Origin of the sequence: Microcoleus sp. N9_B4 (assembly GCF_036701635.1) — a bacterium.
In the GTDB taxonomy this organism is placed as follows: domain Bacteria; phylum Cyanobacteriota; class Cyanobacteriia; order Cyanobacteriales; family Microcoleaceae; genus Microcoleus.
Map to the genome: position 1 here is coordinate 65,526 of NZ_JAUBRC010000028.1, position 17,618 is coordinate 83,143.

Genomic DNA, 17,618 nt, shown 5'->3' on the forward strand with positions numbered 1-17,618 from the left:
AGAAGGAAGAAGGAAGAAGGATGAGGGAAGAAGGAAGAAGGAAGAAGGATGAGGGAAGAAGGATGAGGGAAGAAGGAAGAAGGATGAGGGAAGAGGGATGAAGGATGAGGTTTTATCCTTGTAGTTTGTTGATTGTACTGACAATTAATCGTGTGAGTTCATCTGCTTCTTTGATAACTGGTGAGATTTTTTCTGGTGCTGCTAACCCTACTTTTTCAGAAATCACTAGATGAGTATCCAGTTCTCTGAGCGAACCGAGAGCTATTCGCAAATATCGAATATACTCTTGTCTAGTAACACGCCCATATCCCTCCGCAATGTTAGCTGGTACTGATACAGATGCACGGCGAATTTGACTGGTAATACCATAAATTTCAGAGGAATGAAAAGATTTAGTTAATTCGTAGCAAAGTTGACAAAGATAAATACCCCGCTGCCAGATGTATTGTTCTCTATGGGTCATACAACATAATTTTCTCCTTACTTATCATAGTAATCTTTATCTAATTCAAAGAAGTCTAGTGTAGGAGAGAAGAAAGAAAGAATCTGAGAAGAATTAGGAAAAGATCCGTCACAAATTCTCTGCTGAAAATCCGCTATTTTTTTTCTTCCTTCTTCCTTCTTCCTTCTTCCTTCTTCCTTCAATTACAACCAATCGTCGTCATCATCCCAATCGTCGCTTTGATTTTGATAAGGGCGAGTGGGGCGATTAGCACTGCTTCTACGATCGCCCATTCGATCGCCCATTCGATCACCCATTCGATCGCCCATACGATCGCCCATACGATCGCCCATTCGATCGTTCATACGATCGTAGGGACGATCGGGAATTGGATCGACAGTCGATCGCCTGTACGGTTTAGCATTGGTATAATAGCTGCTGTCATCGCTGCGCCGCTTGGTACCGTCGCCCGTAAAAGTCCGCTTCACAGACTCAAAGAAATCATCATCATCGTCATCATCAGCAAAAGCTGAAACTTCCCGGCTCAAATCGTAAAGAGCATCTTGCAAATCCGAACCAACTTGGTCAACTCCCCGCTCATCATTGCGTTCCAAACTGTCTCGCAATTCCCGAATTAAAGTTTCAATTCGCTGGCGACTTCTTTGAGCAAACTGCATTCCGCGATCGAGCGCAACTTCCCGCAACTGCCGCTCAGCTTGATAAGCTAAAGCTTCAGCGCGATTGCGTTTTTCTACCCTTTCCCGCTGCAACTTATCAGCTTGAGCAAACTGTTCCGCATCGCGAATCATTTGATTCACTTCCTGCTGAGTCAGCGTCGAAGCACCTTGCACAGTAATGCTTTGTTCCCTGCCGGTAGTTTTGTCCAAAGCAGTCACCAACAGCATCCCGTTAGCATCAATATCAAAAGCTACTTGCACCTGCGGAATCCCTCGCGGCGCCGGCGGAATTCCAGTTAGTTTAAACCGTCCCAAAGACTTATTATCTCTGCCTAATTCCCGTTCCCCTTGGATCACGTGAATTTCTACCACAGTTTGGTTGTTTTCAGCAGTAGAAAAAATGTCCGATCGCCTGACGGGAATAGTAGTATTGCGAGGAATCAGTTTTTTCATCACCCCGCCGATCGTTTCCAAACCCAGCGACAGCGGCGTCACATCCAACAGCAGCACATCGCGGACATCGCCACCCAAAATCCCCGCTTGAATTGCCGCACCCACCGCCACAACTTCATCGGGATTCACATTTTGATTCGGTTCTCGATCGATCAAACTGCGAACAACTTCCTGCACCAAAGGAATGCGAGTCGAACCGCCGACTAGCACAACTTCATCAATGCGAGAAGGACTCAAACTTGCATCAGCCAAAGCTTGTTTCACCGGCCGCCGCAGCCGCTGCACCAAATCTGTGCACAGCCCCTCAAATTGACCGCGAGTCAGCCGCGTTTCCAAATGCAAAGGCCCATCTTCATTCGCATCGATAAACGGCAAATTAATCTCAGTGACACCGACTCCCGATAGCTCAATCTTGGCTTTTTCTGCCGCTTCGATCAATCGCTGCAAAGCTTGGCGGTTGCGTCGCAAATCAATTCCTTCTTTTTCTAAGAATTGTTCTGCTAACCAATCAACAATTTTGGAGTCAAAATCATTGCCGCCCAATTGAGTATCGCCGCTAGTTGCTTTGACTTCAAATACTCCGTCTCCCACGTCTAAAATCGACACATCAAAAGTACCGCCGCCCAAATCAAACACTAAAATAGTTTGACTTTCTCGCCTCTCCAAACCGTAAGCCAAAGAAGCCGCTGTCGGCTCATTTAAAATCCGCTTGACTTCAAGTCCCGCAATTCGTCCCGCATCCCGCGTCGCCTGTCGCTGCGAGTCGTTGAAATAAGCGGGAACAGTAATTACAGCCCCCGTCACCTCTTGTCCCAGATAGCGGCTAGCTTCATCGGCCAGTTTCCGCAACACCATCGCCGAAATTTCCTCTGGGGCAAAATCTTTTTTCAGGCGCGGACACTTGACTTTGATGTTCCCGTTGTCGTCGCGGCGAGTTGTGTAAGGGACGCGCTTTGATTCTGGAGTCAGTTCGGTATATTTGCGTCCGATGTACCGCTTGACGGCGTAAAAGGTGTTTTGCGGGTTGAGAACAGTCTGGCGTCGGGCCATCTGTCCCACAAGGCGTTCTCCTTCTTTTGTGAAAGCGACTACCGAGGGAGTTGTCCGCATCCCTTCTGCATTGGCAATCACAACCGGTTTGCCGCCTTCCATGACGGCTACTACTGAGTTTGTTGTTCCGAGGTCAATGCCAACTACTTTACCCATGCGTCAGTTGTCTCCTGTGGCGTTGTGTGTAGCCTTTTCAATATAAGCGTTAAGTATGATTGCATTTATTGTACCGCGTCGAGAAGCGGGGGCTGCAGGGGGATTGCCTCACCTGCGGTTCAGGTTGCTGGGATTGGCTGGGTGCGATCGACCTTTTTTCGATACGGTTTGGCGCAGCAACCGAGGAGCAAATTGATTAGAACTCATATCTTGCACCATTCTCAAGAACAGGCAAGATGCCTGTTCCACAAGAACATTGAATTTTTGTGGAACAGGCATCTTGCCTGTTCATAAAGGGCTACTTGAGAATGGTGCAAGATATCAGTTAGAATGGACAGCAAAAGTTATCCTATCATTAACATAGAGGTAGCCTGAATGACCCGATTAGAAGTATTGCACTCAGTTGAGTTTCTCAATCTAAAAGGCAAAGCAGTTAAAGATAAGTGGGATGAAGATTGAGGTTATTATAAGTAGGAATTACGCACGGGTGTCAGAAACCGGGTTTTTTTACGAAAATCTTTCGCACTCACCCACAGATTCGGTAAAAAACCAGGTTTCTTTGGCATAGATGCGTGCAGGACTGAACAAGATTAAATTTCAGTACAAACTTAAGGAGGCCAGAGTTATGCAAAGTATTAAAGTGCGATCGCACGTCGGATCAGACGGGATGTTGCATTTGCAAGTCCCGGTTGGGATAAAAGATACAGATTTAGAAGTTATTGTAGTTTTCCAGCGCATAACACCGGCAACTGAAGCTAAAACACCGGAAGATTTAGGCTGGTCGCCCGGTTTTTTTGAAACGGTAATAGGAAGTTGGGAAGGAGAACCGCTTGTCCGTCCCGATCAGTTGGAATATGAAATCCGGGAAGAATTGCTGTGATTTATCTTTTGGACACTAATACTTGCATCCGTTTGTTAAATCCAGACCGCAACTCATCGGTATCTCGCCGACTAGCAATGATTCGGTCAGGTGATGTAGCAATATGCTCTGTAGTTAAAGCAGAACTTTACTGGGGTGCTTTTAAAAGTTCTCGTCAAGATAGCAATCTAGCTAGACTAGAACGTTTTTTCAATGAGTTTGTAAGTTTGCCTTTTGATGACCAGTCTGCCCTAATTTACGGTCAAATTCGCACTCAATTAGCTGCATCTGGAACACCAATTGGCCCTAATGACCTTTTGATTGCCTCTATTGCTATTGCCAACAACCTCATTCTTGTAACTCACAATACCCGCGAGTTCAGTCGCGTTGAGGGTTTGCGTCTGGAGGATTGGGAGATAAAGGTCTGAGTTAGATGTATCGAGTTCGCCTACAATCAAAATCAAAAGCTCGCTGCCAAAAATGCCTGCAATCAAAATAAAACTATGAAATTTACCCTAGATGTAGAAAACAACCCTACAGGCTGGCCAGACCACACTCAGCTACCAGAATCCGACGGTACTTTTGTTGAAAATTTTCAAGAACATCCCCAAAGCATTTTGCTAACCGATTCAATTACTCCCGTCTTCCAAAGCATTCATCCAGATGGTAACTATTGTATCGGTCAAGACAGCGGTATTTATTGGCGATTAACTGAGCCGCTAGAACGGGGTGCGGAAGCACCGGACTGGTTTTATGTGCCTAATGTCCCGCCAACTATATCGAAAATAGGTATCAATTAGTTGCTGCAAATGAGCGCGGTCATTATCCCATTGAACCGTTAGGGGTGGCATTGGGAATTTGGCAAGGAAGGTATCAAAATGTTGAGTTACCTTGGCTGCGCTGGTGGGATAGTGAAGGGAATCTGTTGTTATCGGGAGCAGAAAGAGCCGATCGCGAACAAGAAAGAGCTCAACAAGCAGAAGACCAATTAGAGCGATTGCGATCGGCTGGAATTGAACCGCAATTGCGATCGCCCCCATCCCCAGCGATCGCACGTAAAAACTTTACAATGGCGATCGGGAACATCGATCGCTCCTATTGAAGCTAAAATCAAACAACAACCCAAAATAAATCTATGGGACTCTTTGACAAGATTCGCGGCGAATTTGTCGATATCATCGAATGGTTGGACAATACCAGCGACACCATTGCCTATCGATTTGAGCGCCACCAAAACGAAATTAAACAAGGTGCTAAACTAACTGTACGACCCGGACAAATAGCAGTCTTTGTCAGCGAAGGCCAAGTTGCCGATGTCTTCGATCCGGGAATGCACGAACTGTACACCCGCAACTTACCCGTTCTCAGCACCTTAAAAGGTTGGCCCTACGGTTTCAACTCTCCCTTTAAAGCAGAAGTCTACTTTTTTAACACCAAAATATTTACCAACCTGAGATGGGGAACCTCTAACCCTGTAATTATCCGCGATCCAGAACTCGGCCCAGTGCGAATGCGGGCTTTTGGAACTTACAACATTAAAGTTTCTCATCCCGAACAACTCTTAAAACAACTAATCAGCACTGACGGACTATTTCAAGTAGATGAAATCAGCGAACAGCTACGCAATACAATAGTCAGTGCCTTTGCCAATTGGGTTGGCAATTCCCGCGTTCCCCTGCTGGACTTTGCAGCCAACTACACGCAGATGGGCGAACAAGTACGAGTTGCCATAGAGCCAAGTATCCAGCAGTTCGGGTTAGAATTAACTCAGCTATTAATTGAAAATATCTCGATGCCTCCAGAAGTTGAAGAAGCACTCGACAAACGAGCCTCGATCGGACTTCTGGGAAATATGCAGCAATATACCCAATATCAAGCTGCTAACGCCATAGAAGCATCAGCAAATAACCCCAGCGGCGGCAATCAAGCATTAGAATTGGGCATGGGAATGGCACTAGGTCAGCAAATGACAAATATGATGCAGCCACCAGCATCGCAAACTCCGCCACCACCTCCCCCGCCAACACAAAATCAGTGGTATATTGCCCACAACGGTCAACAATCAGGCCCTTTTGGATTGGATCAACTTCTGCAAAATGGTTTGACACATCAGGTAATGGTTTGGCGTGCAGGTTTTGACGGCTGGAAGTTAGCATCGCAAGTGCCGGAATTAGCATCTTTGTTGGCGACAGTACCGCCGCCTCCCCCGCCAGCAGCAGCCTAAATTTTTGTTTGCATATTTAGTTAATTGGTAATTGGTAATTAATCTGCTTTCCCGATTACCGATTACCAATTACATCACCAATAAACTATTATGAATACTTCTGAACCTGCTGTTAAACGTTTTCCCTGTCCTAGCTGCGGGGCTTATTTAGAGTTCAACCCCCAAGCAGGAAAGCTCAAGTGTGCTTACTGCGGCTGGGAAGATGCAATTCCCCAAACTGCTGAAGAGGTAAAGGAAAATTCTTACGAACAATATCTACAATTCGACGAAACGACGCTGACAGCTTTATCAACAACAGCCCTTGAAGTAAAATGCAATGATTGCGGAGCAAGTGTTACTTTTGAACCGCCGAAAGTAGCGGGTAAATGCCCATTTTGTGCTTCTCCAATTGTGACGCAACCTGCAAAGGCTAGCCCTAGCGTTCAGCCAGAGGGAATTGTTCCTTTTGAAGTTACTGATAAACAGGCCAGAGAAAGCATTCAGAAGTGGCTAAGCAATCGCTGGTTTGCTCCCTCTGCTTTGAAATCCCTAGCGCAACAGGAGAAAATTCAAGGGGTTTATTTGCCGTTTTGGACTTACGACACTTATACGGTTAGTTACTATCAAGGTTCTCGCGGAGAACACTACTACGTGACTGAAACTTATACAGAAACAAACGCGCAGGGCGAAACAGAAACTAAGACTCGCCAAGTGCAACATACCAGGTGGTGGCCTGCTTCTGGCAGAGTCGATCGCCCTTTTGACGATATTCTGATTCCCGCTACAACTTTAGTCGATCGCCCGCGTCTCGATGCGTTAGAACCTTGGCATCTCAAGGAGTCGCTGCGCCCTTACAATTCATCTTATTTAGCTGGGTTTGAAGCGCAGCGATCGCAAGTTTCTCTCACTCAAGGATTTGAATCTGCTAAAAATGTCATGGCCGGTACTATTCACTTCGATGTTTGCAGGAATATTGGCGGCGACGAGCAGCGGGTTCACAGCATTTCTACTGATTACAATGCTATCACTTTTAAGCATATTTTGCTACCTATTTGGTTGTGTGCCTATCGCTATCAAAACCAGCGATATCAAGTAATGGTTAATGCACGCACCGCTGAAGTTCAAGGCGAACGTCCCTACAGTGTTTGGAAGATTACTGCTGCTGTGGTTAGTGGTGTCGTGCTTGCGGGTGTTATGTACCTATTGTTTACTGGTAATTGGAGATATATCCGTGTTCCCGGTCTGCCTCAACCCCAACCTCAACCAACTTCCCTACCTGTACCGAGCCAAAAATTACCGCCAGTTCCTATTCCCTCTACCGCACCTGTACCGAGCCAAAAATTACCGCCAGCGCCTGTTCCGTCTGCTAATTAGTTCATTCTTCATTTTTTATTGAAACGAAGTACAACCGCATCTCTGAGCGATCGCCCTCACAGAAGAGTGCGATCGCTTTCTAAACTGTATTGCCAACATTCAACTGACCGAGGCGCTTCAAAATACTCAGCACGCTGTACAAATCATTCCCCGGATTGAACATAGAAAACCAGCGAGAAAAAGCGTACTGCGGTGTTTCCCGCTTAACTAACTTGACAAACATAAAACTAGAGCCATTCATTAACAATCCGTAAGTAGGTCGATCGCCCGTCACATTAGCTAACATATAAGCCAGCAACTGCGGAATCCCTACTTCCAAAGAAAACGCCGCTTGCTTGGACTCGATAACTATTACCCAAAACTCCTTAAACAACGCCAAAACATCCAACTGTCCCCTCACAATCACTCCCTCATCTTCGTCAATAATTTCTACAGACTTTTCTGAAGTAACATGAAAAGGAGCAAGATAGAAATCAGCTAAATCCAAAAACGGAGACAGCACCACCATTTTGACTGTATTTTCGAGCAGGGGCGGATGTTTGAGCAAATTCCTGTAACTTGCTTTCACTCTGTCTAATCGTTGTTTTTCATAATCACTGATTTCTGGCAAATCATCTTGCCACTCGCGAAAGAATTGGTCATCTTCGACTAACTCAATTTTGAAGTTAGTTTCCAAATCGTTCAGTGCGACATTTATAGCTTGAATTGTTTGTATCATCAATTTAAGCAATTAATCAAAATTCGCTATTAATTTATGATAGCAATTATTGCTAAATTTCCGTTAATACTGAAGTATTGCGTCTTTTAAAACAGGACATCGCTGAATGCTGAATAACGATATTGCCCGCAGTTCCCTTAGTCCGGCAGGGGTTTAAACCCCTGCCTCAAAGCAAAAGTCCTCTGAAAGAGGACTAATGTATTCTTCAGTCCTCTTTCAGAGGACTTGCGCTATGAGACAGGGAATTCATTCCCTGGCGGACTGTGGGACTGAGAGATGGCTCGCCGCATCCACCTTCCCCATTTCCCAAAAAAATGTAACGAGTTGTAAAGTATAATTAAACCGAAGCGAACACAGAGGCCAAGTAGTATCAAATGCGAGTTGCGATCGCCGGAGCAGGCTTAGCAGGACTTTCCTGCGCTAAATATCTTACCGACGCGGGCCACACCCCCATCCTTCTAGAAAGTCGGGACGTACTCGGCGGCAAAGTAGCCGCCTGGAAAGATGCAGATGGCGACTGGTATGAAACCGGCCTCCACATCTTTTTCGGTGCATACCCGAATATGCTCCAACTCTTCAAAGAACTTGACATTGAAGACAGGCTGCAATGGAAAGAACACTCGATGATTTTCAATCAGCCGGAAACCCCCGGAACCTATTCCCGCTTTGACTTTCCCGACCTTCCCGCCCCCTTCAACGGCGTCGCAGCCATCTTGAGCAACAACGATATGCTCACCTGGCCCGAAAAAATCCGCTTCGGTATAGGTTTGATTCCGGCGATGCTTCAGGGCCAAAAATACGTCGAAGAAATGGACAAATACTCGTTTTCCGACTGGCTCAAAAAGCAAAACGTCCCCCCCAGAGTCGAAAAAGAAGTATTCATCGCCATGTCCAAGGCGCTCAATTTCATCGACCCCCACGAAATATCCGCAACCATACTGCTGACAGCCCTCAACCGCTTCCTGCAAGAGAAAAACGGCTCGAAAATGGCCTTTTTAGACGGTTCCCCCACAGAAAGGTTGTGTCAGCCGATGGTAGACTACATAACTGAGCGCGGTGGTGAAGTACGGCTGAATGCACCCATCGGGGAGTTTTTGCTCAACGATGACAACACGGTGCGCGGGTTCCAGATTCGGGGAGTAAAAGGGGCAGAATCAGAAATTCTGACGGCCGATATTTACGTTTCCGCGATGCCGGTTGACCCGCTGAAGCTGATGATGCCGAAACCTTGGGGCGAAATGGATTATTTCAAACAGCTCGAAGGCTTGGAGGGAGTACCCGTCATTAATGTACACTTGTGGTTCGATCGCAAATTAACTGATATCGATCACTTGCTGTTCTCGCGATCGCCCCTGCTGAGCGTTTACGCCGACATGAGCAACACCTGCCGCGAATATGCCAACCCAGACAAATCAATGCTGGAACTGGTTTTAGCACCGGCCAAAGACTGGATAGGCAAATCTGACGAAGATATCGTCGCAGCCACAATGGTCGAGTTAGAAAAACTCTTTCCCGATCAAATCCCAGAACCAGCCAAACTGCTCAAATATCACGTAGTCAAAACCCCACGTTCCGTCTACAAAGCCACTCCCGGACGCCAGCAGTGCCGTCCCACACAAACAACTCCCATTAGCAATTTCTATCTAACGGGGGATTATACAATGCAGCGTTATCTTGCGAGTATGGAAGGTGCCGTGCTTTCTGGTAAGCTGACAGCGCAGGCTATTTCAACGGCCAATAACCAATGAAAAATTAAGAATTTTTCATAAAGACGTAAAAAATCTCCCGTTTTCTAAACGGGGGAGTGTCAATTCTAATCTTTAAATTTCTTATTCTCGGATGCTGCAACTGTCAAAACTCCAGTGCATGAGAACTCTGGCCTCTTTGGATGAATCCTACGAACTGTGCCGCCAAGTCACGGCGAGTTATGCCAAAAATTTTTATTTAGGCACTCAACTCATGCCCGAAGCCAAGCGTCGGGCGATTTGGGCGATTTACGTCTGGTGCCGCCGCACCGACGAACTCGTAGACGGGCCGGGTTCTGATGCAACGACCCCTGAAACCCTCAATCTGTGGGAAAAACGCCTAGAATCTGTGTTTGCCGGCCATCCTCACGATGACTACGACGTAGCTTTGGTGGATACGCTGTCTCGTTTCCCGATCGACATTGGGCCGTTTCGAGAAATGATTGCGGGCCAGCAAATGGACTTGTACCGCAGCCGCTACGAAACTTTTGAAGAGCTCAATCTTTACTGTTATCGAGTAGCGGGTACTGTCGGGCTGATGTCGATGTCTGTCATGGGTGTGGACGAGTCGAATCCCGCTGCTAACTGGAATTGGCACTGGGGTAATAAAATTCCCAAAGAAGAAGCCATCTCTCTCGGTATTGCCAAGCAGTTGACTAATATTCTGCGCGATGTCGGAGAAGACGCCCGCCGCGGCCGCATTTACCTTCCCTTAGAAGACTTAGCGCTGTTTAACTACACCGAAGAAGATTTATTCAACGGTGTCATTGACAACCGCTGGCGGGAATTGATGCGGTTTCAAATTCAGCGAGCTCGCAAATTATACGCCAGCGCCGAACCGGGAATAAAAGTGCTCAGTCCCGATATCCGCTGGACTGTTTGGGCGGCTACTATGCTGTACAGCAGAATCTTAAATGCGATCGAACGCAATCAATACGATGTGTTTCAGAAGCGGGCTTATGTTCGCAATTCTCAGAAACTGCTGTGTCTCCCCGCCGCTTGGATGAAGTCAAAAGTGCTTTAGCCGCGGGCAATTTAGCTGGCGATTCGGCAACGGGTAAGGGGTATTTGTCAAGTTACAAATTATTATGATGTCCAGCAAATTGCATATTAGGTTAGTGGGGACGCGCTAGTGCCGTGTCCCTAACTTTGCTATGTTAACTTAAGTCAAATTCTAAGTCAAATTAGTGGAGTAGCGGGCGGAATTTGCAATTGGGCGATCGAACTTTCCAACAATTGCTTTTCCTGCTGGAGTTTTGCTTCTAAGTTTTGAATTTGTTCTCGGCGGGCTTCAACTTCAATCAAGCGGCGAGACAATTCTTGACTCTGCAAAGTGAGAGATTGCCTCCAATCTTCTGCTTTCTGGGCTTCTTGCTGCAAAAAATCGGGAGTAAAGCCTGTTGTTAAATATTTCTCAACTAATTGTAGTACCCAGTTTGTGGCGGATTGAATATTGACAACCTGGTTATTTTCGCCAATATCTGCTAATACTAGCATCCCTTCATTTAAAACATTAGTTGCAGAGTAAATTGGATTTTGAGCAAAATCTTGCGGTAATGTAAAGAAAGTTTCTTCACTAAGAATAGCCCAAGTATGCTCAGAATTTTGGCAAGCCAGCAATTGCAGACTTATCTCGCCTAAATTTTCCTGATTTTGTACTTGGGCTAAATATAACATGAGGGTAATTAGTGATTGGTAATTTTTGTTTGGCCTAATTTTTACTATTTTTCTCACACGGAAGTGCGATCGTCCTAAAAAGGAATATACTCAACAGCATTCATCCATTCATCAGATTCCGAGGCTAAAGTAATGAGTTCCAAATCCTTAACAAATTGTCCGATCGTACCGCCTAGCTGATGTCCAAATATCAAACCAGCAAACTGTCTTTCCTGACGCTGCCAATCTTGAGCCATTGCCCTAAAACGGATATCTTGAGTAAACAATACTCTCCCTAGTTGAGTGGCACGTTCCAAAAGTTCATCATCCGGCAATTCTGTCGCACCATCTTCGATCGCAGTCAAAACATCTACACCACGACGGCGCAACTGCTCGGTAATTGCTTGGGGAATATGAACGTCCATGTACAGAAAAATTGCCACTTACAATAATCCCTTAGCTCGCATTCTCACGAAAAATGGTGAAGGTAAAAGCAAAGATTTTTCCTGTTGTACCTGCTCCCATTCCGCGCGAATCTCCTGCTCAATTTCAGATTGAAAGTCGAAGTAATAAGCCATTGCTGCATGAGCCTCCGACGGCATCAAATAAGGATGCTGGCGGCACATTTCTTCGACTGACCAACCGTAAGCTAAATAATCCATCACAATCTGAACAACCCGCACGCGGGGTATCCGCTGCAACCGTGCGGGTTGACCCGCTACTTTCTCGATATGAGGATAAATTATTGATAGCATAGTGAGATCCCAAACTAAAATCTCTAAATAGTTAAGTTAAAAACGAAAGACCTTGTAAAATCTTATTTGATTATAGCCGATCGCGCCTGCGGTGCGTGAGAGTCAATATTTTCCTTGGGATTCCCAGATTCTTCGCCCTCACGCCGCCTACAAATTGACTAAAAACAGTCAACAGTTAACAGTCAACAGTTAACAGTCAACTGTCAACTGTCAACTCTTAAAACAACTTTAGCCGATCGCGCAAAATCTCCGCCTGTTTTTCGGCTTCCGCCAAAGCATCCCTCGCGCCCTGAACCACATCAGGAGTAGCCTTATCCACAAACTTCTGATTAGTCAAGCGCGCCGCAGTATGCTTAATTTCAGCTTCCACTTTGCTCAACTTCTTCTCTAACTTAGCACGCAAAGCCGCCAAATCCACCACCCCAGCCAGAGGAATCAATACTTGCACAGTACCCACAACCCCAGCAATTGTCTGTCCCAAATCTGTATCCAAACTAGCAGTTACGGTCAGATTTTCGACTTTTGCCAAATCCTGAATGTAAACGCCTCCATCTGAGATGATTTGGCGTTCTTTCTCGCTTTCGCTTTGCAAAATCGCCGTCACCTTCACACTGGGTTTGATATCAGAATCAGCCCGCAAATTGCGAATAGTGCGAATTGTACCGAACAACAACTCAAACTGCTGTTCCAAATCAGCATCAATGAGTGATGCGTTTGCTTCAGGATAAACTTGCAAAGCCAAACATTGATCGTCACCTGTTTGAGTCAGAGTGTGCCAAATTTCCTCAGTAATGTGTGGCATAAAAGGATGCAGCAGTTTCAGAATCCCTTCCAACACAAAAGCAAAAGTTTGCTGTGCCACTTTTTTAGAATTTGGTTCAGCATCCTGTTGCAAGCGAGACTTGACTAACTCAATATACCAGTCACAGAAATCGCCCCAAATAAACTCATAAAGTCCCTTCGCCGCTTCCCCCAAACCGTAAGTTTCCAAACAATTGCGGCTTTGTTGCACAACTTGATTGTACCGAGAAAGAATCCAGCGATCGCACAATTCCAACCCTTCTTGTCTCTCCCCCTCAACAAGGAAATCTTCTTCTCTCCCCCCCTTACTAAGGGGGGGTTGGGGGGGGTGAGGAATTCCCAACTGTTGCGGAGTCTGTCCCTCCAAATTCATCATCACAAACCTGGCCGCATTCCACAACTTATTCGTGAAATTCCGGGAAGCTTCCACTGATTTCGATTCATCAGTTTTGCGATCGTACTCCATGCGAATATTTTGACCCGCCCCAACCACTTCCTTAACCAAGGTGTAGCGCAAAGCATCAGTACCGTACTTGCCAATCAACAGCAGCGGGTCGATACCGTTGTTTTTACTCTTAGACATTTTCTGACCGTTTTCATCCAACACCAAACCGTGAATGTAAACAGTATCAAAAGGCATCTTTTCAGTAAAATGTCCGGCCATCATCGTCATTCTAGCAACCCAGAAAAAGATGATATCAAAACCTGTTACCAAAGTAGTTGTCGGATAGTAAAACTCCAAATCTTTAGTTTCATCCGGCCATCCCAAAGTTGAGAAAGGCCACAACCCAGACGAAAACCAAGTATCCAATACGTCTGGATCTCTTGTTAGCTGCACGTCCTTACCAAATTTAGCCGTAGCTTTTTCCCTAGCTTCAGCTTCAGTTTTCGCAACTATAAAAGGTGTTGTATCAGTAATCTCTCCTTGAGTTTCGCTAACAGCATACCAAGCCGGGATTTGGTGTCCCCACCACAATTGCCTGGAGATACACCAATCCTTCAGCTTCACCAGCCAATCGCGATAAACCTTTGTCCATCTGTCAGGAACAAAGACTGGTGAGTTACTTTGATCTAATGCTTCTAAAGCCCGTTGAGAAAGAGGATCGATTTTGACAAACCATTGCGTAGATATCAAAGGTTCGACCGCCACTTTGCCACGTTCGCTGTAAGGAACTGTATGCTTATAATCTTCTATTTTAACCAAAACCCCGTCATTTTCTAACCGCTGCACCACATTCTTTCTGGCAACAAATCGGTCTTGTCCCTGGAACTCTCCGGCATTTTCATTTAAAGTGCCGTCCTTATTCATAATGTTAATAAACGGCAAATTGTGACGCTTACCCATCTCGAAGTCATTCGGATCGTGGGCGGGTGTCACCTTGACGCAACCAGTTCCGAAAGTCGGATCGACAAACTCATCAGCAATGATTGGGATTTCGCGATTGACGATCGGCAAAGTCACAGTTTTACCGATAAGATGTTTGTAGCGATCGTCCTGTGGATTCACCGCCACCCCAGTATCGCCCAACATCGTTTCCGGCCGAGTCGTCGCCACCTCCAAATAACCAGAACCGTCCGTCAAAGGATAGCGGAAATGCCACAAATGGCCCTCAACTTCCTGCTGATCCACCTCCAAATCCGACACAGCAGACTGACTCGCCGGACACCAATTCACCAAGTAATTGCCGCGATAAATCAGCCCCTCATCGTACAGGCGGACAAACGCTTCTAAAACCGCAGCGGATAAGCCTTCATCCATCGTAAAGCGTTCACGCGACCAATCGACAGACACGCCCAAACTGCGTAATTGATTAGTAATAGTATTGCCAGATTCCGCTTTCCATTCCCAGGCCCGTTCCAAGAATTTTTCTCGGCCTAAATCGTGGCGAGTTTTGCCTTCTGCTTTGAGTTGCTTTTCGAGAATAGTTTGAACTGCGATGCTAGCATGATCCGTTCCCGGCAACCACAGGGTATTGCGTCCAGTCATGCGGTGATAGCGGACGAGGACATCAATCAGCGTCTCTTCAAAAGCGTGTCCCATGTGGAGGCTGCCGGTCACGTTGGGCGGCGGGATAACTACGCAGTAAGGTTCGCCGCCTTTTTCGGGGTCAGCTTTGAAGGTTTGGTTGTCTTCCCAGTATTTTTGCCATTTGGCTTCGGTGGCTTGGGGGTCGTATTGGGGGGGTAGGTTTGCGGTCATGGCGGCTTGAGAGTTTGATCTTATTTATGATTGTGCCATAGAAGGGGGGAGAAGAGTTTTGAACCGCATCCGCGTCAGAGGCAGAGGGAAGAGGGATATTCAAGGCGGGGCGGGTTTACGTTAAAATCAAGGTAAAATTAAAAGGTTTGATGGCATTATGAATGTAGCAGCACTTCGACATCAAATCGATCGATGGCTCGATCGACTCTCTCCAGAACATCTGGCATTAGTTGCGAGTTTTATAGAGTTTCTAAGCCAAAAGCAACGTCAGGGGGTTATCATTTCGCAAAATAATCTGCCAGAGGTTTTCTCAGCAGAAATCCAAGAGATGCCTCCTGCTAATTCTTTTAGTATTCCAGAACCCTCAGAAATTGACGGAGAGGGCCAATCTAAAGCAGCGCTTCTACAAGATTTTCGGCAAGCTTGGCACGAAGCCATGACTGGGCAAACCATTTCGGTTGCTCAAATGTGGGAAGGAATTGAAAATGACTGACTTGCCGTTAATTCAAGTTATAGTTTCACCAACCTTCAATCGCAATTTACGCACTCTTGCAAAAAAATACCGCAGCATTCGCAATGATATTCAACCCATTATCGAACAACTCACACGGGGAGAACTGCCAGGAGATCGAATTGCTGGAGTGGGTTATGCAGTCTTCAAGTTGAGAGTCCGAAATAGCGACACTCAAAAAGGTAAAAGTGGTGGATACCGTTTAATTTACTACGTCCAAACAGCAACGGGAATCATTTTGCTGACCCTTTACACCAAATCCGAACAAGTCGATATTGCAGCAGAGGATATTCAGAACATTATTACAGAATACGAGCAGCAGCAGAGCGAAGATCGAGAGGATATCTAAGAGTTGGGGAATCTTACGCCGTCGAATATGAGGTTTCGATATTACATAAAAAAGAAGTTTCAGGTATTTGACTATATCGACCAAAAAAAGAGCGATCGCACTTTATTTACTAAAGTGCGATCGCTTTAATTCTACCTCAGTATCTTACCCCTCCGCTGGATAAATTTGACCTCGCATTTCGCCATAGAATGAGTGTTCCTCCGTGTGAAGGTTGAAGTAAAGTGCACCCCGTCGCGCTACGGCTTCTATTCCAGCAACAGTATTTACTTGACCGGGAAGGCCGAGTTCCACGGGACAACCTTCAGGTAAGCGAGGAATATTGTCAGGAACTTGAATATCTTCCACCGACGGAGGTGAACTCAAATCTGGAATTTGAGAGATACCAGAAGTATTGTTAGGAATGTTGCCAATAATTTGGTTTAATTGAGACGAATGTTGATCTTGGCTGTGATCCTCACCTAAATGAGAAGATTGGCGGGCAGTATTTGCAGAAGTTTGTCCAATAGGTTGACCATTCAAAAGAGTCAAACCTTCATCGGGAATACGAGGCACACCTTCCGGTAAATCTGGCGGAGAATCGATTAAAGTAATATTTTCATTCGTGACCACAGCAGAAAATTTACCATCTACAATTGTCTTGTCAAAGGTTCCAAATTGCCCAAAATCGAGCACAATAGGCCCAAGTACACCAGGAGGGCCACAGTGAATATGAAATCCGGTAATCTCTGAAGGAGCGACACCAGACATTTGAACATCAACTTTGGCGGAACTTAGATTTTTAGGAAAAGTAATCTTACCATATCCTTGAGCGTCGGAGTCGATCGCTTCCCCAGGTTCTTGTTGAGGGCTGAGAAATGCTTCATACTTAGTAGCAGATCGCTCTCCGAAAGGATCTGGAGTACCTACAGAAGTGCCTGTAATAAAATCTGCGGCAGTTAAATCTTGGGCGGCAATACCATTAATTAACAATAGCGATTGATTGGCAATCTTATCGGTAACTAATACTTGACCTGAATTTGTTGTCGTAATGGCAAGATTGTCAAAACTGAGAGATGAAGAAAGTTGAATAAAGTCAACGCCGTTTTGAAAGTCGGTAATGAAATCGGATCCTTCTCCTCTAGCTATGACAAAAATATCGCTGCCATTTCCTCCAGTTAATGTATCATTGCCAGCATCGCCCGCCAGCACATCATCGCCTAATTCTCCTAATAAAACGTCGTTACCGAAGTCACCATTCAGGATATCATTACTTTTACCACCCAGGAGCGAATCCTCGTTTTGACCACCCGAAAGCGTATCTTCGCCTTGATTTCCGCAGAGTAAATCATTGCCAGCATTACCCAAGAAGAGATCGTTACCTCCCAATCCGATAATCGTATCATTTCCCGTCATGCCGTAATAAGTACGACTCTCTTCGTTATTAGTTACCCAGTCGTCACCTCCTAGGAGTATAATCACGTCCTTTCCGGGAGACTTAGAAAGTGTACTAATCTGGTTAGCGGGCAGTTGGTTGAAGAAAAATACATCGCTGCTTTCAGTGGCTAGACCGATGTCAAAAGGTATTCCCGTGTCGATTGCTGATAAGTTCATAGTTCGATACAAGTTAATTTATTACCTAGTAAAATTTATAACTTGCTGCTTCCTAGTTGCGCTAGCCAAATTGCGAAAG

General features: G+C 45.7%; 17 protein-coding genes and 1 pseudogene. 10 read left to right on the top strand and 8 right to left on the bottom strand.

Annotated elements, in window-relative coordinates; genetic code table 11:
* Nucleotides 1-112: 112 nt before the first annotated feature.
* The gene (locus tag QUA43_RS19180; RefSeq protein ID WP_333375902.1) at nt 113-463 is read right to left on the bottom strand and encodes a four helix bundle protein; all 351 of its coding nucleotides are present in this window, start codon (nt 461-463) and stop codon (nt 113-115) included.
* 182 nt (nt 464-645) lie between these two features.
* Nucleotides 646-2,778, bottom strand: coding sequence for a molecular chaperone DnaK (gene dnaK, locus QUA43_RS19185; protein WP_333375903.1), 2,133 nt, complete (start codon nt 2,776-2,778; stop codon nt 646-648).
* A gap of 55 nt (nt 2,779-2,833) precedes the next feature.
* Between dnaK and QUA43_RS19190 the strand changes: the two genes are divergently transcribed.
* The 6 genes and pseudogenes from QUA43_RS19190 to QUA43_RS19215 all read left to right on the top strand — a co-directional run bounded on the left by QUA43_RS19190 (nt 2,834) and on the right by QUA43_RS19215 (nt 7,214).
* A complete protein-coding gene (locus tag QUA43_RS19190; RefSeq protein ID WP_333375904.1) occupies nt 2,834-2,974 on the top strand; it encodes a hypothetical protein in 141 nt (46 codons plus the stop codon).
* 429 nt (nt 2,975-3,403) lie between these two features.
* A complete protein-coding gene (locus QUA43_RS19195; RefSeq protein WP_333375905.1) occupies nt 3,404-3,658 on the top strand; it encodes a hypothetical protein in 255 nt (84 codons plus the stop codon).
* Nucleotides 3,655-4,065, top strand: coding sequence for a type II toxin-antitoxin system tRNA(fMet)-specific endonuclease VapC (gene vapC / locus QUA43_RS19200; RefSeq protein ID WP_333375906.1), 411 nt, complete (start codon nt 3,655-3,657; stop codon nt 4,063-4,065). The genes QUA43_RS19195 and vapC overlap by 4 nt, the downstream gene beginning before the upstream one ends.
* 75 nt (nt 4,066-4,140) lie before the next feature.
* Nucleotides 4,141-4,739 (top strand): annotated as a pseudogene (locus QUA43_RS19205) (hypothetical protein).
* A gap of 33 nt (nt 4,740-4,772) precedes the next feature.
* On the top strand, nt 4,773-5,861 hold the full coding sequence (locus QUA43_RS19210) for an SPFH domain-containing protein (protein WP_333375907.1): 1,089 nt from the start codon (nt 4,773-4,775) through the stop codon (nt 5,859-5,861).
* A 90-nt stretch (nt 5,862-5,951) separates the two neighbouring features.
* A complete protein-coding gene (locus QUA43_RS19215; protein WP_333375908.1) occupies nt 5,952-7,214 on the top strand; it encodes a hypothetical protein in 1,263 nt (420 codons plus the stop codon).
* Between the two features lie 79 nt (nt 7,215-7,293).
* On the opposite strand, the gene QUA43_RS19220 is transcribed toward QUA43_RS19215, so the two are convergent.
* On the bottom strand, nt 7,294-7,932 hold the full coding sequence (locus tag QUA43_RS19220; RefSeq protein ID WP_333375909.1) for a restriction endonuclease subunit R: 639 nt from the start codon (nt 7,930-7,932) through the stop codon (nt 7,294-7,296).
* Between the two features lie 374 nt (nt 7,933-8,306).
* Here QUA43_RS19220 and pds point away from each other — a divergent pair, with 374 nt between their 5' ends.
* Both pds and crtB read left to right on the top strand, forming a co-directional pair.
* Complete coding sequence (gene pds / locus QUA43_RS19225; protein ID WP_333339735.1) at nt 8,307-9,680, top strand: 15-cis-phytoene desaturase; 1,374 nt, start codon at nt 8,307-8,309, stop codon at nt 9,678-9,680.
* 91 nt (nt 9,681-9,771) lie between these two features.
* Entirely contained in the window at nt 9,772-10,701 is a 930-nt protein-coding gene (crtB, locus tag QUA43_RS19230; RefSeq protein ID WP_333375910.1) for a 15-cis-phytoene synthase CrtB, read from the top strand.
* 155 nt (nt 10,702-10,856) lie between these two features.
* Here the strand turns inward: crtB and QUA43_RS19235 are convergent, their stop codons facing one another.
* From QUA43_RS19235 to QUA43_RS19250, 4 genes are all read right to left on the bottom strand, one after another.
* A complete protein-coding gene (locus tag QUA43_RS19235; protein ID WP_333375911.1) occupies nt 10,857-11,354 on the bottom strand; it encodes a hypothetical protein in 498 nt (165 codons plus the stop codon).
* A 74-nt stretch (nt 11,355-11,428) separates the two neighbouring features.
* Complete coding sequence (locus QUA43_RS19240; RefSeq protein WP_333060153.1) at nt 11,429-11,776, bottom strand: DUF5615 family PIN-like protein; 348 nt, start codon at nt 11,774-11,776, stop codon at nt 11,429-11,431.
* Nucleotides 11,777-12,088 carry a DUF433 domain-containing protein gene (locus QUA43_RS19245; RefSeq protein ID WP_333060152.1) on the bottom strand — a complete coding sequence of 104 codons (312 nt, stop codon included), beginning with the start codon at nt 12,086-12,088 and terminating at the stop codon, nt 11,777-11,779.
* Between the two features lie 217 nt (nt 12,089-12,305).
* Nucleotides 12,306-15,089, bottom strand: a complete 2,784-nt coding sequence (locus QUA43_RS19250) for a valine--tRNA ligase (protein WP_333375912.1) — start codon at nt 15,087-15,089, stop codon at nt 12,306-12,308.
* Nucleotides 15,090-15,246: 157 nt separating this feature from the next.
* Between QUA43_RS19250 and QUA43_RS19255 the strand changes: the two genes are divergently transcribed.
* Together QUA43_RS19255 and QUA43_RS19260 are read left to right on the top strand one after the other, a co-directional pair.
* Complete coding sequence (locus QUA43_RS19255) at nt 15,247-15,582, top strand: hypothetical protein (protein WP_333025783.1); 336 nt, start codon at nt 15,247-15,249, stop codon at nt 15,580-15,582.
* Nucleotides 15,575-15,949 (top strand): type II toxin-antitoxin system RelE family toxin, encoded by a 375-nt coding sequence (locus tag QUA43_RS19260; RefSeq protein ID WP_015179269.1) that lies wholly within the window; start codon nt 15,575-15,577, stop codon nt 15,947-15,949. Before QUA43_RS19255 ends, QUA43_RS19260 begins: the two co-directional genes overlap by 8 nt.
* 144 nt (nt 15,950-16,093) lie before the next feature.
* Here QUA43_RS19260 and QUA43_RS19265 read toward each other — a convergent pair whose 3' ends face one another.
* Nucleotides 16,094-17,539 carry a CHRD domain-containing protein gene (locus QUA43_RS19265; RefSeq protein WP_333375913.1) on the bottom strand — a complete coding sequence of 482 codons (1,446 nt, stop codon included), beginning with the start codon at nt 17,537-17,539 and terminating at the stop codon, nt 16,094-16,096.
* Between the last annotated feature and the right edge of the window lie 79 nt (nt 17,540-17,618).